The organism is Faecalibacterium sp. An77, assembly GCF_002161315.1.
In the GTDB taxonomy this organism is placed as follows: domain Bacteria; phylum Bacillota; class Clostridia; order Oscillospirales; family Ruminococcaceae; genus Faecalibacterium.
On record NZ_NFHK01000009.1, the window covers coordinates 13,732 to 31,331 of the forward strand.

Annotated in this window: 14 protein-coding genes; 7 read left to right on the forward strand and 7 right to left on the reverse strand. The window is 62.8% G+C overall.

Going from position 1 to position 17,600, the window contains the following annotated elements; genetic code table 11:
• Positions 1-56: 56 nt before the first annotated feature.
• The gene (locus B5G28_RS04930; RefSeq protein ID WP_087246612.1) at positions 57-1,280 is read right to left on the reverse strand and encodes a 6-phosphofructokinase; all 1,224 of its coding nucleotides are present in this window, start codon (positions 1,278-1,280) and stop codon (positions 57-59) included.
• Positions 1,281-1,680: 400 nt separating this feature from the next.
• On the opposite strand from B5G28_RS04930, the gene B5G28_RS04935 reads away from it, so the two are divergent.
• Positions 1,681-2,658 carry a GDSL-type esterase/lipase family protein gene (locus tag B5G28_RS04935; protein WP_087246613.1) on the forward strand — a complete coding sequence of 326 codons (978 nt, stop codon included), beginning with the start codon at positions 1,681-1,683 and terminating at the stop codon, positions 2,656-2,658.
• A gap of 135 nt (positions 2,659-2,793) precedes the next feature.
• Here the strand turns inward: B5G28_RS04935 and typA are convergent, their stop codons facing one another.
• Positions 2,794-4,617, reverse strand: coding sequence for a translational GTPase TypA (gene typA, locus B5G28_RS04940; RefSeq protein ID WP_087246614.1), 1,824 nt, complete (start codon positions 4,615-4,617; stop codon positions 2,794-2,796).
• A 334-nt stretch (positions 4,618-4,951) separates the two neighbouring features.
• Here typA and B5G28_RS04945 point away from each other — a divergent pair, with 334 nt between their 5' ends.
• On the forward strand, positions 4,952-6,562 hold the full coding sequence (locus B5G28_RS04945; RefSeq protein WP_087246615.1) for an MBL fold metallo-hydrolase: 1,611 nt from the start codon (positions 4,952-4,954) through the stop codon (positions 6,560-6,562).
• Between the two features lie 108 nt (positions 6,563-6,670).
• Here the strand turns inward: B5G28_RS04945 and yfbR are convergent, their stop codons facing one another.
• Complete coding sequence (gene yfbR / locus B5G28_RS04950) at positions 6,671-7,261, reverse strand: 5'-deoxynucleotidase (protein WP_087246616.1); 591 nt, start codon at positions 7,259-7,261, stop codon at positions 6,671-6,673.
• A gap of 194 nt (positions 7,262-7,455) precedes the next feature.
• Between yfbR and B5G28_RS04955 the strand changes: the two genes are divergently transcribed.
• A complete protein-coding gene (locus B5G28_RS04955; protein WP_087246617.1) occupies positions 7,456-9,852 on the forward strand; it encodes a YfhO family protein in 2,397 nt (798 codons plus the stop codon).
• 78 nt (positions 9,853-9,930) lie between these two features.
• Here B5G28_RS04955 and B5G28_RS04960 read toward each other — a convergent pair whose 3' ends face one another.
• On the reverse strand, positions 9,931-11,253 hold the full coding sequence (locus B5G28_RS04960; RefSeq protein ID WP_087246618.1) for an MATE family efflux transporter: 1,323 nt from the start codon (positions 11,251-11,253) through the stop codon (positions 9,931-9,933).
• Between the two features lie 91 nt (positions 11,254-11,344).
• On the opposite strand from B5G28_RS04960, the gene B5G28_RS04965 reads away from it, so the two are divergent.
• The 4 genes from B5G28_RS04965 to B5G28_RS04980 all read left to right on the forward strand — a co-directional run bounded on the left by B5G28_RS04965 (position 11,345) and on the right by B5G28_RS04980 (position 15,422).
• Positions 11,345-12,115: a MerR family transcriptional regulator gene (locus tag B5G28_RS04965; RefSeq protein ID WP_087246619.1), complete on the forward strand. Its 771-nt coding sequence runs from the start codon at positions 11,345-11,347 to the stop codon at positions 12,113-12,115.
• A 406-nt stretch (positions 12,116-12,521) separates the two neighbouring features.
• Positions 12,522-13,604: an ABC transporter substrate-binding protein gene (locus B5G28_RS04970; protein WP_087246620.1), complete on the forward strand. Its 1,083-nt coding sequence runs from the start codon at positions 12,522-12,524 to the stop codon at positions 13,602-13,604.
• A gap of 46 nt (positions 13,605-13,650) precedes the next feature.
• A complete protein-coding gene (locus tag B5G28_RS04975; protein WP_087246621.1) occupies positions 13,651-14,601 on the forward strand; it encodes an ABC transporter permease in 951 nt (316 codons plus the stop codon).
• Between the two features lie 5 nt (positions 14,602-14,606).
• Positions 14,607-15,422, forward strand: a complete 816-nt coding sequence (locus B5G28_RS04980; RefSeq protein WP_164488774.1) for an ATP-binding cassette domain-containing protein — start codon at positions 14,607-14,609, stop codon at positions 15,420-15,422.
• Positions 15,423-15,503: 81 nt separating this feature from the next.
• Here B5G28_RS04980 and B5G28_RS04985 read toward each other — a convergent pair whose 3' ends face one another.
• The 3 genes from B5G28_RS04985 to B5G28_RS04995 all read right to left on the reverse strand — a co-directional run bounded on the left by B5G28_RS04985 (position 15,504) and on the right by B5G28_RS04995 (position 17,589).
• Positions 15,504-15,737, reverse strand: coding sequence for a methylenetetrahydrofolate dehydrogenase (locus B5G28_RS04985; RefSeq protein WP_087246623.1), 234 nt, complete (start codon positions 15,735-15,737; stop codon positions 15,504-15,506).
• Between the two features lie 71 nt (positions 15,738-15,808).
• Entirely contained in the window at positions 15,809-16,642 is an 834-nt protein-coding gene (locus tag B5G28_RS04990; protein WP_087246624.1) for a TatD family hydrolase, read from the reverse strand.
• Positions 16,639-17,589, reverse strand: coding sequence for a DMT family transporter (locus B5G28_RS04995; RefSeq protein WP_087246664.1), 951 nt, complete (start codon positions 17,587-17,589; stop codon positions 16,639-16,641). The genes B5G28_RS04990 and B5G28_RS04995 overlap by 4 nt, the downstream gene beginning before the upstream one ends.
• Between the last annotated feature and the right edge of the window lie 11 nt (positions 17,590-17,600).

The following is a 17,600-nucleotide window of genomic DNA, read 5'->3' on the forward strand; positions in this document are numbered from 1 at the left end:
GGCAGGGAAGAACGTGGGGGCCGGCCATCCGGGGCGGCGGAAAACAGCGGAAAAATTTACAGGTGGACGTGGCGGGGAGTGCCGTTCACATAGATGGGGGTCAGCTCGTCCAGAATCAGGGGACGGGCGTACTCCTCAAAGCTCTCGGTCACGTGCATGCCGTCGGGGGCGATCCAGTCCAGGGGGACCTTCTTTTCCAGGTTGGCCACCTGCTGCACGTCCACCGACTCGGTGACGCACTGGTAGGGATAACCGCTCATCCGCTTGAGAGCGATCATCCGGCCGCTCTCGCCCGCAAAGGCAGCGGCGGCAGCGGCGCCGCCCACGGCATAGGCCTCGGTGACGTCGGTGCGGCTGGCCAGATGGCTGGCGCAGCGCTGCAGGGTCGAGAACTCAATGGCCCGGCTCTTGCAGCCCAGATGGGTGTGGATCAGCTCGGACAGGTAACGGCTGGTGCCGCTCAGAATGGCCTTGTGGCCGAAGGCGTCCAGCTGGCCCGCAGTGGAGACCAGATCGCACAGATAGGTGCCGTCGGCGGTGCGGACGCCCTCGCTGGCGGCGATGATGACGTTGGATTTCCGGCTCTGCAGCTCGTCCACCCGGGCCAGGAACTTCTCCTGGTCAAAGGGAACCTCGGGCAGCAGGATCAGGTCGGGACCTTCGCAGTCCTCGCCGGCGGCCAGGCAGGCCGCACCGGCCAGCCAGCCGGCATGGCGGCCCATGATCTCGGCCACCGTGACGCTGCGGATATCGTACACCGAGGAGTCCCGGATGACTTCCTTCAGAATGGTGGCGATGTACTTGGCGGCGGAGCCGTAGCCGGGGGTGTGATCGGTCAGGCACAGGTCGTTGTCAATGGTTTTGGGCACGCCGATGAACCGCACAGGGCTGCCCACCCGCTGGCCGTAGCGGCTGAGCTTGGCGATGGTGTCCATCGAGTCGTTGCCGCCGATGTAAAAAACGGCGCAGATGTCAAATTTCTCAAAGAGGGTGAACAGCTGCACAAAGGGCACACTGTCTACATCGGGGTCGGGCAGCTTGTAGCGGCAGCTGCCCAGGAAGCTGGACGGGGTCCGCTTGAGCAGCTCAATGCTCATCCGGTCCCCCAGAACAATGTCCAGGTCCACGATTTCCTCTTTCAGCAGGCCCTCGATGCCGTACTTCATGCCGTAGATTTTGTCGGCGCCCAGGCTGCGGGCCGTCTTGTAGACACCGGCAAGGCTGGAATTGATGACGGCGGTGGGGCCGCCGGACTGGCCGACGATCACGTTTTTGCTCATAATTCGCTCCTTCTTATCATGGGTGGATGGTTTGACCGGGGCGGGCCCTGCACTGCGCCGCCCTGGGCGGGGACGTTGAAACCAATGAAACCTACACAAAAAACACTTTCACTGTGAAATCGCTTGATGCAGGTTGCCGGAATTTCGTCCCAACCCTATTGTAACCGTTTTGCGTGTTGTATGCAAGACCTAAGTTGGTTGCAGAGAGAAAAATTTTATGATAGAATCAGTACATTCCTACTTTGACGCAGGAATTTTCTTTCCGGGCCGTCCTGCCGGGAGGGCAGGGGTGGTCCGAGAACGTTTTTCCGGGGGCGGCGCAGAGCCGCCGGGCCGGAATTTTTGCCGGAAAGGGGGCACAGGAGACAGCCGGTGCAGACGGCGCTCCTGAGAAAAACAAATGGGCATTTCGCATGAGTACAACCACGCATACCGCCGGGCGCGGCAGCGGGGCAAATATACCAAGCTGAAGGTGGTGGCCAGCGTGGCGGCCATTCTGGTGCTGTCCCTGGGCATCACCGCCATCCTCGAGACCGCCGAACAGGAGAACAACGCCGCCTCGGAAATCCTGCCCAGCGGCACGGTGGAGGGAATCCTGGCGCCGCTGCCCATGCAGCCCGGCGAAGCCGGGGGCCAGGCGGGGGGACAGATCCTGAACTTTGGCCCGGTGCGCCAGACCGCCGGCGCCTATACCGTCAAGGCTTATGACAGCAGCGTCATCCGCCAGCCGGCGGTGGGCCAGGTGGACCTGAGCTACTTTGCCGATGCGGCTTTCCTGGGGGACAGCCTGACGGTGGGCTTCACCGACTACGACATCAACCTGTCGGGGGCGCTCATCTGCGGCTATATCGGCGCGGGCCCCGATACCATCGTCAACCGCATGACGGTGAATCACATGACCCGCGGGGATGAGGTGGCGCTGGACGTGCTGGCGGCCGCCCAGCCCAAAAAGCTGTATATCCTGCTGGGCACCAACACCCTGACCTCGGTGGGCGCTGAGGAGAAGTTCCTGACCTACTACGGGGCCATGCTGGACACCCTGCGGGAGACGCTGGGGGAGGATTGTATCATTTATGTGCAGTCTATCCCGCCGGTGCGGCCCGAGGCGGTGACCGACCGGCCCGGCCTGGCCAGCGACAACCTGCGGGCGGTCAATGAACAGCTGGCGCTGCTGGCCGACAGCAAGAGCTGCGTCTATCTGGACCTGTGGGAGGCTCTGGCCGACGGCGAGGGCAACCTGAAAGAGGTCTGCGCCGCGCCGGACGGTGTGCACCTGTCGGCGGGCAATGGATACGGCGCCTGGGTCAATTACCTGCGCAGCCACACCCTCTATGCCGCGGACAATCCCTGGACCGCCGGCAGCACCTACGCACAGTAACCGGTTTTCTCCGGCTTCACCCACCCGTCCGTTTTGGACCGGGTGGGTTTTGTTGTTTGGGCGGCCGGGCATAAAAACACCGGGTTCCCTCGGTGGGGAACCCGGCGTTGGATAGCGGGATGAAAAAGCCGGAGCTTACTTGTTCTTGCTGCGGGCCTTCATGCGCTGCTCGTGGTTCAGGATCTGCTTGCGGATGCGCAGGCTCTTGGGGGTGACCTCCAGCAGCTCGTCGGGAGCCAGGAACTCCAGGCAGCCCTCCAGGCTCAGGCGGCTGATGGGCACCAGACGCAGAGCGTCGTCCGAGCCGGAAGCACGGGTGTTGGTCAGGTGCTTGGTCTTGCAGACGTTGACGTCCACATCCTCGCCGGTGGGGGTGTAGCCGATGACCATGCCCTCGTAGACCTTCTCGCCGGGTCCGATCAGCAGGGTGCCGCGCTGCTGCGCGTTGAACAGGCCGTAGGTGACCGAGTCGCCGGTCTCAAAGCTGACCAGAGAACCGGTGGAACGGTTGGGGATCATACCGGCCCACAGATCATAGCCGTCAAAGATCTGGTTGATGACGCCCTCGCCGTGGGTATCGGTGAGGAACTGGTTGCGGTAGCCGAACAGGCCGCGGCTGGGCATACGGAACACCAGACGGACGCGGGTGTCGCCCAGGGGGTCCATCTGCTGCAGGATGGCCTTGCGCTGGCCCAGACCGGTCATGACAGCGCCCTGGTACTGGGTGGGCACGTCGATGACCACCTGCTCCATGGGCTCGTAGGTCTTGCCGTCGATGACCTTGGTCAGAACGTGCGGGGGAGAGACCTGCAGCTCATAGCCTTCGCGGCGCATGGTCTCGATCAGGATGGACAGGTGCATCTCGCCGCGGCCCATGACCCGGAAGGAGTCGGTGGTGGCGGAGTCCTCCACCTTCAGAGCCACGTCCTTCAGCAGCTCGCGCTGCAGACGGTCGCGGATCTGGCGGCTGGTGACGTACTTGCCCTCACGGCCGGCCAGGGGGCTGTCGTTGACCGAGAAGGTCATCTCAACGGTGGGGTCGTTGATCTTGACGAAGGGCAGGGGCTCCACCTTGGAGGGAGCGCACAGGGTGTTGCCGATGGTGACATCGGGCAGGCCCGAGAAGGCCACGATGTCGCCGGCGGTGATGTTGTCGCAGGGGACGCGGCCGTTGGCCTGGAAGTCATACAGCTTGGTCAGACGGCCCTTCATGCTGACGGAGGGGTCGTGCCAGTCGCAGACCACCACTTCCTCGCCCACGCGGCAGGTGCCGTTCTGGATGCGGCCGATGCCGATGCGGCCCACGAAGTCGTTGTAGTCAATGGAGGACACCAGCATCTGGAAGGGAGCCTCGGGGTCGCCTTCGGGGGGCTGGATGGTGCTCAGCAGGGTGTCGAACAGGGGGATCAGGTCGGTGCCGGGGACGTTGGGGTCCAGGCTGGCGGTGCCGGCGCGGCCGCAGCAGTACAGGATGGGGCACTCCAGCTGCTCGTCGGAAGCGCCCAGGTCCATCAGCAGGTACAGCACCTCGTCCACAACCTCCTGGATGCGGGCATCGGGGCGGTCGATTTTGTTGATGGCCACCACCAGGCTCAGGTTCTGCTGCAGAGCCTTCTGAAGAACAAAGCGGGTCTGGGGCATGCAGCCCTCGGCGGCGTCCACCAGCAGCAGAACGCCGTTGACCATCTTCAGAACGCGCTCCACCTCGCCGCCGAAATCGGCATGGCCCGGGGTGTCGACGATGTTGATCTTGACGCCCTTGTAGTTGCAGGAGCAGTTCTTGGCCAGAATGGTGATGCCGCGCTCACGCTCGATGTCGCCGCTGTCCATGACGCGCTCGGCCACGACCTGGTTGTCGCGGAATGCGCCGCTCTGGCGAAGCATGGCGTCCACCAGGGTGGTCTTGCCATGGTCAACGTGAGCGATGATGGCTACGTTGCGCAAATCGTTACGAATCATAAAATCAAACCTCTCTATATTTGCATCGCGATATGCCGTCAGAATGGATCTGATAAGCCGGCAGCCCGGCGGCCTGTAAATCAGGGAAAACCCTGCTGCGGACTTGTCAGATCCATCCTCTAAAAGGTGATGAAAGGACTTCAACCATATAAGTTTAAAACATAGCGGGGACTTTGTCAAGATTATCTAAAATAAACTTCGTGGTTTCGGCGTTTTGACGGAATACGGGTCGTATTTTGGGCGGAAAAGAAAGACAACCTTGTGGTACAATAATACTAAAATACCACAAAGAAAGCTGTCCCGGTCCTCCGGGGCGGTATGGAGGTACATAACGATGAAGCTCACGTTTTTAGGTGCGAACCATGAGGTGACGGGCAGCTGCACCCTGCTGGAGACGGGTGGGCTGCATTTCCTGATTGACTGCGGCATGGAGCAGGGCAAAGATGTCTATGAGAACCAGCCCCTGCCGCTGGGACCGGGGGAGATCGACGGGGTATTGCTGACCCATGCCCACATTGACCACAGCGGCCACCTGCCGCTGCTGGCCAAACAGGGCTACCGGGGCAAGATTTATGCCACCCGGCCCACCTGCCAGCTCTGTGATATTATGCTGCGCGATTCGGCCCATATCCAGGAGTCGGAAGCAGAGTGGAAGAACCGCAAAAACGCCCGTGCCGGCATTCCGCCGGTGGAGCCGGACTACACCGTCCGGGACGCAGAGGAAGCCATCCGCCTGCTTGAAGGCGTGGACTACAACAAGCGGGTGGAGATTGCGCCGGGGGTGGAGGTGCGGTTCACCGATGTGGGCCACCTGCTGGGCTCGGCCAGCATCGAGATCTGGGTCACCGAAGGGGAACAGACCACCAAACTGGTCTTTTCGGGCGACATCGGCAACCTGCACCAGCCGATTCTGCGGGACCCCACCTATCTGACCGAGGCGGACTATGTCATCATGGAGTCCACCTACGGCAACCGGAACCATCCGCCCCGCCCCGACTACATCGGCCAGCTGGCCGCCATCCTGCAGCGGACTTTTGACCGGGGCGGCAACGTGGTGATTCCCAGCTTTGCGGTGGGCCGCACCCAGGAGCTGCTGTACTTCCTGCGGGAGATCAAGGAGAAAAAGCTGGTGACCGGCCACGGCAATTTCCCGGTGTATGTGGACAGCCCCCTGGCCATCGAGGCCACCCGGATTTTCCGGGACACCGACGCCAGCTGCTTTGACGACGAGACCCGGGCCCTGCTGGCGTCGGGTATCGACCCCATCACCTTTGCGGGACTGCGGGTCAGCGTCACCAGCGACGAGTCCCGGGAGATCAACGCCGACCTGACCCCCAAAGTCATCCTGTCGGCCAGCGGCATGTGCGACGCGGGCCGCATCCGCCATCACCTGAAACACAACCTCTGGCGCAAAGAGTGCACCATCCTGTTTGTGGGCTATCAGGCGGTGGGCACCCTGGGCCGGGCCCTGCTGGAGGGCATCGAAGGGGTCAAGCTGTTCGGCGAGGAGATCGAAGTCCAGGCCGAGATTGCCCAGATCGGAGGCATGTCCGGCCACGCCGACCGGGAAGGCCTGCTGAAATGGGTGAACTCCTTTGAACCCAAGCCCCGGCGGGTCTTTGTCAACCACGGCGACGACGCGGTGGAGGATGAGTTCGTCAACACCCTGCAGAGCCTGGGCTATACCGCCTGCGCCCCCTACAATGGGGCTCAGTGGGCTCTGGGCGCCGACGGGGCCGTCTGCCTCAGCGAGGGCAGCCGGGAACGCACCGTCGCCCGGGCCTCGACGCCCACCCTCAGCCGGGCGGCTGCGGTCTATCAGCGGCTGGTCAGCGCCGGCCGCCGCCTGATGCGGGTCATCGAACACAACGAGGGCGGCGCCAACAAGGACCTGGCCAAGTTTGCCGACCAGATCAACGCCCTGTGCGACAAGTGGGACCGCTGACCGTACAGTGAGCCCGGCGGGCCTGACCGCCTGCCATGGCAGCAGATAAACCAAAACCGTGCGCTTCCGGAGAACTGGGGGCGCACGGTTTTCTGTTGGGGAGCCGGCTCAGCGGATGTGGGTCAGCTCGTCCAGATTCTGGGTGTAGCAGGGGAGACAGTGCTCCATGAACCAGTCGGCCTCGGGGCAGTGCATCTCTTTCAGGGACTTTTTCTGCTGGGCCAGGGCGGCGTCAAACTCGTGGTTGCCGCTGCGGGTCTCCTCCAGACACTTGATGAGGGCCGAGAGCCGGTCGGCCGCCTTGAGCAGCTTTCGCTCGGGGGCGGTGAGCAGGTCCCCGGTGATGTAGGGGGTGATTTCCTCCTCCAGTTCGGGGGGCAGCATGGAGGCCATGGCGGCGGCGCTCTCCCGCTCGATGGCCTTGTAGGCGTCCCGCAGCACGTCGCTGCGGTACTTGACCGGGGTGGGCATGTCTCCGGTGATGATCTCGGAGGCGTCGTGGTAGAGGGCCGCCACCGTCACCGTCTTGGGCCGGCAGGGGGTGCCGGTGTACCGCCGGGCAATCAGACAGAGGGTGTGGGCGATGAGGGCGGTGTCGCAGGTGTGCTCGCTGAGGGACTCGGCCCGCACCGAGTGCATCAGGCTCCAGCGGGTGATGTACTTCATGCGGGCCAGCAGCGCATTGAAGGGGTAGATCATAGACAGAAAACCTCCCGGCCGGCGGCGCGGCGCAGTGCCGCCGGTTTTTTGATACCAAAATACCTTTGCCGGGCCCTCTTGTCAAGACAAGGGCCAAACTTCGCCCTTTTCTTGCCCGGGCAAACATGCTATACTATCGTTTGATAACCGCTCCTCCGGGGCGGGAACCTTCCGGCAGAGAAAAGAGGAAAGCTATGGACTTTGCAAATCTGTCCCGGCGCCCGGTTCTGGGGCGACAGCGGGACCGCTTCTGGCTGACGGTGGGGCTGTGCGCTCTGACGGCCGCACTGATTTTCCTTCCGTTCCAGATCGTGGACGGCGGCTTTTTCCATTATGCAGGCGACTTCAACGGCCAGCAGATTGGCTTTTACCGCTATATGAACGGCTTTGTCAAGGGCAACGGCTACCCCGACGGCCTGACCTCCGTCAACGGCCAGCAGCTGCCCACCAACACCTTCTCCTGGGCCACCGACCTGGGCAGCGGCGTGATGAATGCCTATTCGTTCTACCTGTACGGTTCGCCCTTCTTCTGGCTGTCCACCCTGTTCCCCCAGAGCTGGCTGCCCTACCTGATGTGCCCGCTGCTGGTGCTCAAGTTTGCGGTGGCGGGCGGCGGCGCCTATCTCTACCTTCGCCGCTACGTGAAAAACCTGGACTATGCGGCGCTGGGCGCCTGCCTGTACACCTTCTCCGGGTTCGGCATCTACAATATCTTTTTCAACCACTTCATTGATGTGCTGGCCCTGTTCCCCTGGATGCTCTGGGCTCTGGATGAGTGCATCTACAACCGCAGACACGGGCTGTTCGCCTTCTTTGTGGCCATCAACCTGCTGAACAACTACTTTTTCTTTGTGGGGCAGGTGGTGTTCCTCATCATCTACTTTGTCTGCAAGGTGACCACCGGGGAAATCAAGCTGCCCCCCCGGCTGTTCGCCACCCTGGCCTTTGAGAGCCTGCTGGGTGTGGCCATGGGCTGCCTGCTGGTGTGGCCGGCCTTCCTGTCTCTGATGCAGAACCCCCGCACCACCGACGTGTCCTCGGGCTGGGGCTTTTTGACCTATTCCAAGGTGCAGCAGTATTTCGCCATCCTGTTCAGCTGGCTGCTGCCCCCCGACTCGCCCTATATCGTCTCCATCTGGTCGGAGGGAACCATCAAGTGGACCAGCATGACCGCCTACCTGCCCCTGTGCAGCCTGGCGGGTGTGCTGGCCTACTGGCGGGCGCGGCAGGGAGACAGCCGGAAACGGATTGTGGCGGTCTGCGCCGTTTTCGCCCTGGTGCCGGTGCTGAACAGCGCTTTTTATGCCTTCAACGCCAGCTATTACGCCCGGTGGTACTATATGCCGGTGCTGATTCTGGCGGCCATGACCATCAACGCATGGGAGGACCCCGACACCGACCTGGAACGCCCCATCGGGGTCATTGCCTGGCTGATGATGGCCACCCTGGCCTTCGCCTTGGTGCCGGTGAACAACGGGGAGGACGGCTGGAGCATCGGCGTGCTGGAGAACCCCGACCAGTACCTGGCAGTCCTGGGCTTTGGCCTGGTAGGCCTGGTGATTTACCGCTGGGTGGTGCAGGACCGGGCCCACGAGGGCCGGTTCCGCCAGCGGATGCTGGCCGCCGTGCTGGCCTTCAGCTGCGTGTTCGGGTGCGTCCATATCGGCATCGGCAAGTTTGGCCAGTGGACCTACGACAGCGACCTGGTGGACCAGTATCAGGCCTCTCTGGACCTGCAGGAGGCTTTCCCTGAGGGGGACTGGCGGGTGGACACCTACAACGCCCACGACAATCTGGGCCTCTGGATGGACAAGAGCTGCCTGCAGTTCTTTGACAGTACGGTGGCCCCCAGCATCCTCAGCTTTTACTCCTCCCTGGGCTTCACCCGGGACGTCCGCAGCAACCCCGACGTCTATTACTACGCCCTGCGGGGGCTGCTGAGCGTCCGGTTTACGGTGATGCCGGAGGACCAGCGGGCCAACTTTGAGGAGGCCGTGGGTCAGGGCTGGACCTACTGGGACACCGTCTCGGGCATGGCGGTCTATGAAAACGACAACTATCTGCCCATGGGATTCACCTACGACTACTACGTCAACCAGGATATCCTGGACGAGATGACCACCCAGGACGCCTGCGGCCTGCTGCTGCGGGCCATCGCCCTGTCGGAGGAGGACATCGAAAAATACGGCCAGTACCTGACCCCGGCCACCGATCACATCCTGACCGACTTCTCCTATGAGCGGTACGTCCAGGACGTGGCCGAACGGCGGGAGACGGCCTGCAGCGATTTCGTGATGACCAATTCCGGTTTCAGCGCCGAAATCCAGCTGGACCGGGAGAATCTGGTGTTCTTCTCGGTGCCTTACGACGACGGCTTTACCGCCTACGTCAACGGCCAGGAGGCTGAAATCCTCCGGGTGGACAACGGGATGATGGCGGTTCTCTGCCCCGCCGGGTGGAGCAATATTGACTTTGTCTATTCGCCGGCCGGGCTGTCCCTGAGCCGGACGGTGACTCTGATTGCCATTCCCGTCTGGCTGATTTATACCGGCTGGTTCTTCTGGGAGCGGAGAAAGAGCCGCAAGCACTGATTTCCTTTCACAAAACAAACGGGCGGCCCCCTGCGGCAAAATGCAGGAGGCCGCCCTTTTTTATAGGGAGGCAGCGGGTCACCCGGCGGCGCGCCTGGAGCCAACCCGAAGGAGGACGGTGGCCAGCAGGAAGCTGAAGGGTGCGCTGAAGAAGGATGCCATGTAGAAGCCACTGTACCCCAGCGCCGGTACCAGCAGGACGCAGGCCACCAGGTCGGAGGCAGTGCCGCCGATGTTGGAGGCCAGATACAGACCCATCTGCTGGCGGCCCCGGAGACTGGCCTCCTGCAGGTGTTTCATGGCGGTGAAGGTGTAGACGATGGACTGGCGGCTGAGGAGCAGGGCACCGTAGCCGATGGCGTCCAGATCGTTGGTGAAGAGCCGCAGCAGCGGCCGGGCCAGCAGGATGCAGCTGACCGAGACCGCCAGGGCATAGACCAGCATCATGCCCCGGGCCTGACGCACGCCGTCCTGAACCCGGTCGTCCTGGTGAGCGGCGGTGTTCTGGGCGATGAAAAAGACCAGGGCCTGGGTGAAACCAAAGACCGGCATCAGCAGCAGGGTGGACATCTTGCTGGCGCAGGAGAAGCCGGCGATGGCGGCCACGCCGATGCCGCCCAGCAGGCTCTGCTTGACCATGCTGCTGACCGGCCCGCTGGCCTGCTGGATGGCGTTGGGGGCGGACAGGCGGAAGACATCCCAGCAGTACTGGCGCTCCAGCATGGAAAAGCGGAAGGGGCCCGTCAGCAGGGTGCGGCGGAGATACCACAGGATGAACACGCAGCCCACCACCTGGGAAAAGGCGGTGGCCCCGGCGGCGCCCACCACCCCGAAGGGCCCCACCAGCGCCAGATCCAGCAGGACGTTCAGCACCGAGGTGCCCAGCACCGCAAACAGCGGGGTTTTGGAGTTGCCGCAGCCCATGATGAGCTGTTTGGACAGGTCGTAGAGCATCAGGAAGGGCATGCCCGCCATATAAAAGCGGATGTAGGCCGCCGCCTGAGGCAGGATCTCGGCGGGGGTGTGGATCAGCCGCAGCAGCCATTCGGCGCTGCCCAGGCCGGCGGCAGTCAGGATCAGGCCGATGACCCCGTCAATGAACAGCAGATTGTAGATGATGGCCGACAGCTGGTCGGGGGAGGAGGTGGGCCGCCGGGCGGCCAGCAGCAGGCCGCCGCCCAGTTCCATTCCGCCGGAAATAAACATAAAGACCATCAGGGCGGTGGAGGCGTTGGAGACGGCGGCCAGGGCGTTGGCGTCCAGACACAGGCCGATGATCATGGTGTCGGCCACCGTGTAGAGCTGGGTGGCCACCATGGTCAGGATCACCGGCCCGGCAAAGCGAAGCAGGGCAGGACGTACCGGCCCGGCCAGAAGATCGCGGTTGGATGCAGCAGACATAATGGATTCCCTCCGGTTGCAAAATGTGGGGATTTCTGATATCCTGAGCCTATCATAAACTATCCAGCAGCTGGACAGTCAAGGGGGAAATATGAAAGAGAGCTATCTGCAGGCGGCGGCTTTTGCCGCCCTGGCCGGGGTCAACAAAAAGACTCTGCACTACTACGATGAAATCGGGCTGTTCCGCCCGGCCTATGTGAACGAAAAAGGCTATCGGTTTTATACGCCCTTCCAGCTGGACCGTCTGGCCCTCATCATTACCCTGCGGGACCTGGGGGTGCCGCTGCAGGTGATCCGGGAGTATCTGGGGGAGGGAGATTTGGAGCGGCTGGACCAGATTTTCACCGCCCAGCGGGAGGAGCTGGACCGGCGAATCGCCCAGCTGGAATCCCGCCGGGCGCTGCTGGAATCCCTCCAGACCACCAACCGGGATTTTCTCGCGTGGTGCGACAAGGGCCCCCAGCGCCTTTACCGGCCGGAGGAGCGGATGGCCGTCCTGATGACTCACGAGGAGATGGAGCGGGGAAGCAATATCATCGTCAATTACCTGACCGACGGCCCCGGCACCGGGATGTGTGCCGAGGGGGAGAGGCGCTTTCTCTATCAGAAACAGAAAGACGGCCCCATCCGGGTGGAGGCGGGCGACTATCTGTGCCTGTATGAGACCACCAGCGGGCCGGTGTGCTGGGAGTGGCTGGACAGCCGCCGGAAGCTGCTGCGGGAGGAAGCGGCGGCCCATGGCTGGCAGCTGGAGGACCGCGCCCTGGTGGAATTCGACGATTTGGCCGCCGCCCAGGAGGCGCCCCGGTCCATTCGGATGCGTATATGTGAAGAGAACTCAACTGAAATTAATCACAGGTAAAAATTTGTATCTTGACTTTACGCCGTTAAAGTGTATAATGCAATCAAACCGATGAGGCGAAAGAGACTCTGGTTGGTGCTCCTTCAGAGAGCCCGGAATGATGGGAACGGGTGGTGCACGACAGAAGTTATGGGTCGCCGAGGGCCAGGCGAACGGGTGATGAACCCCAGTAGCTTAGGACGGGTGTCTCCCGTTACAGGGCAGGGGAGTGTTGGCTCCCCGTGAGAGGCTCTACATGGAAGCAGAGCAAGCAAGGTGGCACCGCAGAATCGTTTTAACCGATCCTGTCCTTGTGGTCGAACACAGGGACGGGTCGTTTTGTTTTAAGAGGCCCGTTCCGCAGACAAGGCGGAGCGGGCCTTTTGTATACCGCTCCCAGCCTTCACCCACGAAAGGAGCTTATACCATGAAACACAGCAAGATGATTTCCCGCCGCAGCTTCCTCCAGGCCGCCGTCTATTCCACCGCTGCCCTGTCCGCCCTGGCCCTGACCGGCTGCGGCGCATCCTCCAGCGGGTCCTCTGCAGCCGCAGGGACTTCTTCGGCCGCCGCTTCGGGCGACGTGTACAAGGTGGGCATTGTCAACTATGTGGATGACGCCTCCCTGAATCAGATTGTGGCCTCTCTGGAGGCCCGGCTGGATGCAGTGGGCGCGGAGCGCGGCGTGACCTTCAACTATGCGGACTACTACTCCAACGCCCAGGCGGACCAGTCCAACCTGAACCAGATCGGCGCCGACCTGGTGGCAGACGACGTGGACGTGATCGTGGCAGTGGCCACTCCCTCGGCCACCACTATGCTGGCCGCCGTGGAGGACACCGATATCCCCGTCATCTACTCGGCCGTCACCGACCCGGTGGGCGCCGGCTTTGACGGGCTGGACAACATCACCGGCACCTCCGACGCCCTGGACACCAACGCCATCATGAACTTGATCCTGGCGGTCAATCCCGATATCACCCAGATCGGCCTGCTGTATGACCTGGGCCAGGATTCCTCCACCCAGGCCATCGCCGACGCCAAGGCGTTCTGCGACGCCAACGGCATCTCCTGCATCGAAAAGAACGGCACCAACACCGCCGAGGTCCAGATGGCTGTGGAAGCTCTGGCCGCCAGCGGGGTGAAGGTGGTGTTCACCCCCACCGACAATACCATCATGACCGCCGAGCTGGCCATCTATGAGACCATGATCGAGGCGGGCATCCAGCACTACACCGGTGCAGACAGCTTCGCGCTGAACGGCGCGTTCATGGGCTACGGCGTGGATTACGTCCAGCTGGGCGAGGCCACCGCCGACATGGTGGTGGAGCTGCTGTGCGACGGCAAGAGCATCGCGGAGATGCCCTACCGCACCTTTGACAACGGCACCGCCACCCTCAACACCGAGACCTGCGAGGCCCTGGGTCTGGATGTGGAGGCCGTCAAGGCCGCCTTTGAGCCCTACTGCACCAGCGTGGAGGAGATCACCACCGCTGAGGAGTTTGCCTGATCCGGCCTCTGTGCCGGGAATCTGAGTGAGGGAGTTTTGAACAAACATGCTGGCTAGTATTTTTTCCGTCAACGTCCTGCAGTCAGCGCTGGAACTGGGCTGTATTTACGCTCTGGTGGCCCTGGCGCTGTTTCTGAGCTATTCCATCCTGAACATCGCGGACCTGTCCACCGACGGCTGCTTCACACTGGGCTGCGCCGTCTGCTGCCAGGTGGCCGTCACCGGACACCCCTTCCTGGCCCTCTTTGCCGCCATGGCGGCCGGGGTGCTGTCCGGCTTCATCACAGCCTTTCTCCAAACCAAGCTGGGGGTGGAGAGCATCATGGCCGGCATCATCGTCAACACCGGCCTGTACACCATCAACCTGGCGGTGATGGGCTTCTCGTCCAACATGAGCCTGGTGAAGGTGGACACGGTCTTTTCCCTCGCCAAAGGGGCGCTGACCTTTGCGGGCGGCTGGTATCAGCTGCTGCTGGCGGCGATCGTCATTGCCGTCGCCTGTGCCCTGATGATCTGGTTCCTGGGCACCCGGCTGGGCCTGTCCATCCGGGCCACCGGCGACAATTCCGCCATGGTCCGGGCTTCCAGCATCGACCCGTCCTACACCATCATGGTGGGCCTGTGCATTTCGGGCAGCCTGACCGCCCTGTCGGGCGCTCTGCTGGCCCAGTACCAGAAGAGCTGTGACATCAATGTGGGTACCGGCATGGTGACCATCGCCCTGGCTTCGCTGATCATCGGCGAGACCCTGCTGGGCAAGCGGACCATGGTCTGCCGGGTGCTGGGCGTGGTCTTTGGCAGCTGCCTGTACCGCTTTATCGTGGCGGTGGCCCTGCGGTTCAACGTCCCCGCCGCAGCCATGAAACTGGTGTCCGCCCTGATCGTGGCGGTGGCCATCTCGATGCCCGCCATCCGCCAGAAGATCGCCTTTGAAAAGCGCAAACAGGAGGCCCGGGTCCGTCACGCCCAGACCCACGGCAAAAAGGAGGCAGTCTGATGCGGATGCTGGAAATGAAGGGTGTCCGGAAAACCTTTAACCCGGGCACCGTCAACGAAAAAGTCGCCCTGGCCGGCGTGGATCTGGCCCTGGAAAAGGGTGATTTCGCCACCATCGTGGGCTCCAACGGCGCCGGCAAATCCACCCTGTTCAACGCCATCACCGGCGGGTTCATCGCCGACGAGGGCTGCATCCTCCTGGGCGGGGAGGACATCACCTTCACCCCTGAGTTCCGGCGCAGCAAGGTGATCGGCCACCTGTTCCAGGACCCCCTCAAGGGCACCGCCCCCAACATGACCATCGAGGAAAACCTGGCCCTGGCCTATCTGCGGGCGGGCACCGCCCAGCGGGCCTATTTCTCCCGCATCTCCCGCAAGGATAAGGAGTTCTTCCGGGAGCGGCTGTCCCTGCTGGGAATGGGCCTGGAAGACCGGATGAAACAGCCGGTGGGCCTTTTGTCGGGCGGCCAGCGCCAGGCCCTGACCCTGCTGATGGCCACCCTGGTGACCCCCAAGCTGCTGCTGCTGGACGAACACACGGCGGCCCTGGACCCGGCCACCGCCGACAAGGTCCTGGAAATGACCCGCAGCATTGTGGCCGAAAAGCAGATCACCTGCCTGATGGTGACCCACAATATGCACCAGGCTCTGGAGCTGGGCAACCGCACCCTGATGATGAACGGCGGACGGATCGTCTTTGACGTTCAGGGCGAGGAGCGCAGCAAGATGACGGTGGATGACCTGCTGGAACGCTTCCGCCAGAGCGCCGGCGAGGAGCTGGACAACGACCGCATCCTGCTGAGCAAGGTGGAAAAGCAGTAAATACAGAAACAAAATTCCCCGGCGAGTGCCCCCGCAGAAAAGCGGGCGGATCATTCGCCGGGGAATTTTTGTTTGGACAGCTTACTTCACGTACTCGATGGTGTACTCGAAGCCGTACTCCTCCTGGAGCTTCTTGACCTCGGGCTCACAGTCCTCGATGAAGGTGGGAGCGTAGACCGAAGCGCCGTTGTGGGCCTTCTTGTAGTCCTCGACGATCTGGGTCAGCTTGGCCCAGCCTTCGCTGGCCTTGGCCTGATCGACGCTGTCGGGGAAGTTGATGATGAATTCGCGATGCTGCGGAATACGAGCTTTCATAAGACAATCTCCTTTGTTTCTGACAATGAAATACATCAGCAGCCGGCGGGCCGGCCGCGGGTCAGTGGGTTTCAGTCCAGGCCAAAGACCTGGCGGGCGTTGGCGGCGGTCCGGGCAAAGACCTCCTCGGGGGCAACCCCCTTGCGCTGGGCGATATAGTCGCCCACGTAGGCGATGAGGGAGCTGTCGCACCGGGTGCCCCGGACCGGCTCGGGAGCCATGTAGGGGCAGTCGGTTTCCAGCAGGAGGGCGTCCAGCGGCAGGGCGTCGATGACCTTGGCGGCCCGCTTGGCCCCACGGAAGGTAGCCGCCCCGCCCAGACCGACCCGGATGCCCTGCTTCACCAGCCAGAGGGCGTCCTCGGCGCTGCCGGAATAGCAGTGGAGAATTCCCTTGGGCTGATACTTTTTCAGCAGGGCGTAGACGTCGGCGTGAGCCTCCCGGTCGTGGACCACGATGGGCTTGTCCAGCTCCAGAGCCAGACGGATTTCCGCCTCAAAGAGGGCCAGCTGGGCGTCTTTGGGCACCGGCCAGTGGTAGTCCAGGCCGCATTCGCCCACGGCTACCACCTTGGGGTCGTCGTAGTAGGGGGCCAGGGCCCGCATTTCCGCGGCCCAGTCCCCGCCGTAGACCGAAATGGTGGGGGCGGGGGGCTGGTCGCCGCAGCGGTCGGCGGGCAGAAGGCTTTCGGGGTGGATGCCGATGGCAGCGTAAACCCAGGGGTAGCGGTGGGCCAGTTCCAGGCACCGGGGGGCGTCCCCCGAGTGGGTGGCCTGTTCGCAGATCCCCACCACGCCTTTGGCGGGCAGGCTGTCCATCAGGTCGTAACGGTCGGCGTTGAAGGCGCCGGAAGAATAGTGTGCGTGGGTGTCAAAGATGGGCCCGGCAGAGGGATAAACGCTCATGCCCTGGCCTCCTTTCCCTTGCGGTTGACCAGCCAGATGCCCACGCAGACCAGCACCAGAGCGGCCAGGTACTGCCACTCAAACAGGGGCTCGCCGTTCAGCAGGGCGGACAGCAGGACGTTCACCACCGGGTTCACCAGACCAAAGACGCTGATCCGGCTGACGGGGTTGTTCTTCATCAGCAGGGCCCACAGCACGTACCCGGCCCCCGACACGAAGGCCAGATACAGCAGCACCGGGACGCCCATGGGGCTCTGGGGATGGAGGGAGCCGCCCATGGCCAGGCCCAGCATCAGCAGGGCCAGACCGCCCACGCCCAGGTTGAGGAAGCAGACCATAAAGCTGTCGGCCTTCTTGGTGACCGACTTGTTCCAGGGGCCTGAGACGGTGAAAATCACGGTGGCGGCCATCATGCAGAAGATGCCCCAGCCGCTGCCGCTGCCGTGGTTGCCGATGGTGGCCACCAGCACTCCGGCAAAGCCCACGGCACAGCCCGCCGCTTTGGCGGGGGTCATCCGGTCAGACTGGTAGAGAAAATGGGCCAGAATCACGCCCAGAAAGCTCTGGGTGCTGTTGAGGATGCCGCCGAAGGCGCCGGTCAGCAGGGCCACGGCTGCATAGTAGAAAGCGTACTGGGTGGTGGTTTGCCACAGGCCCAGAGCGCAGCACTCAGCCAGGACCTTGCCCTTGGGCAGGGAGGGCAGATGCCCTTCCAACAGGGCGCCGGCCAGCAGAACCAGCAGGCTGCCCAGCATGAACCGCACCCCTGCAAAGCAGAGGATGGAGGCGGTGTCGGCGGAGTCAATGGCGAAGAGCCGGTACCCCATCTTGATGAAGGGGAAGGCCGAGCCCCAGAAGCAGTTGCAGAGGAAGGCAAAGATCACAGCAAAGACCGGTGTGGCGAACAATGCGTCCAGCTTGGCAGTGCGTGAGGTTTTGTCAGTCAGCAAGATGGGCC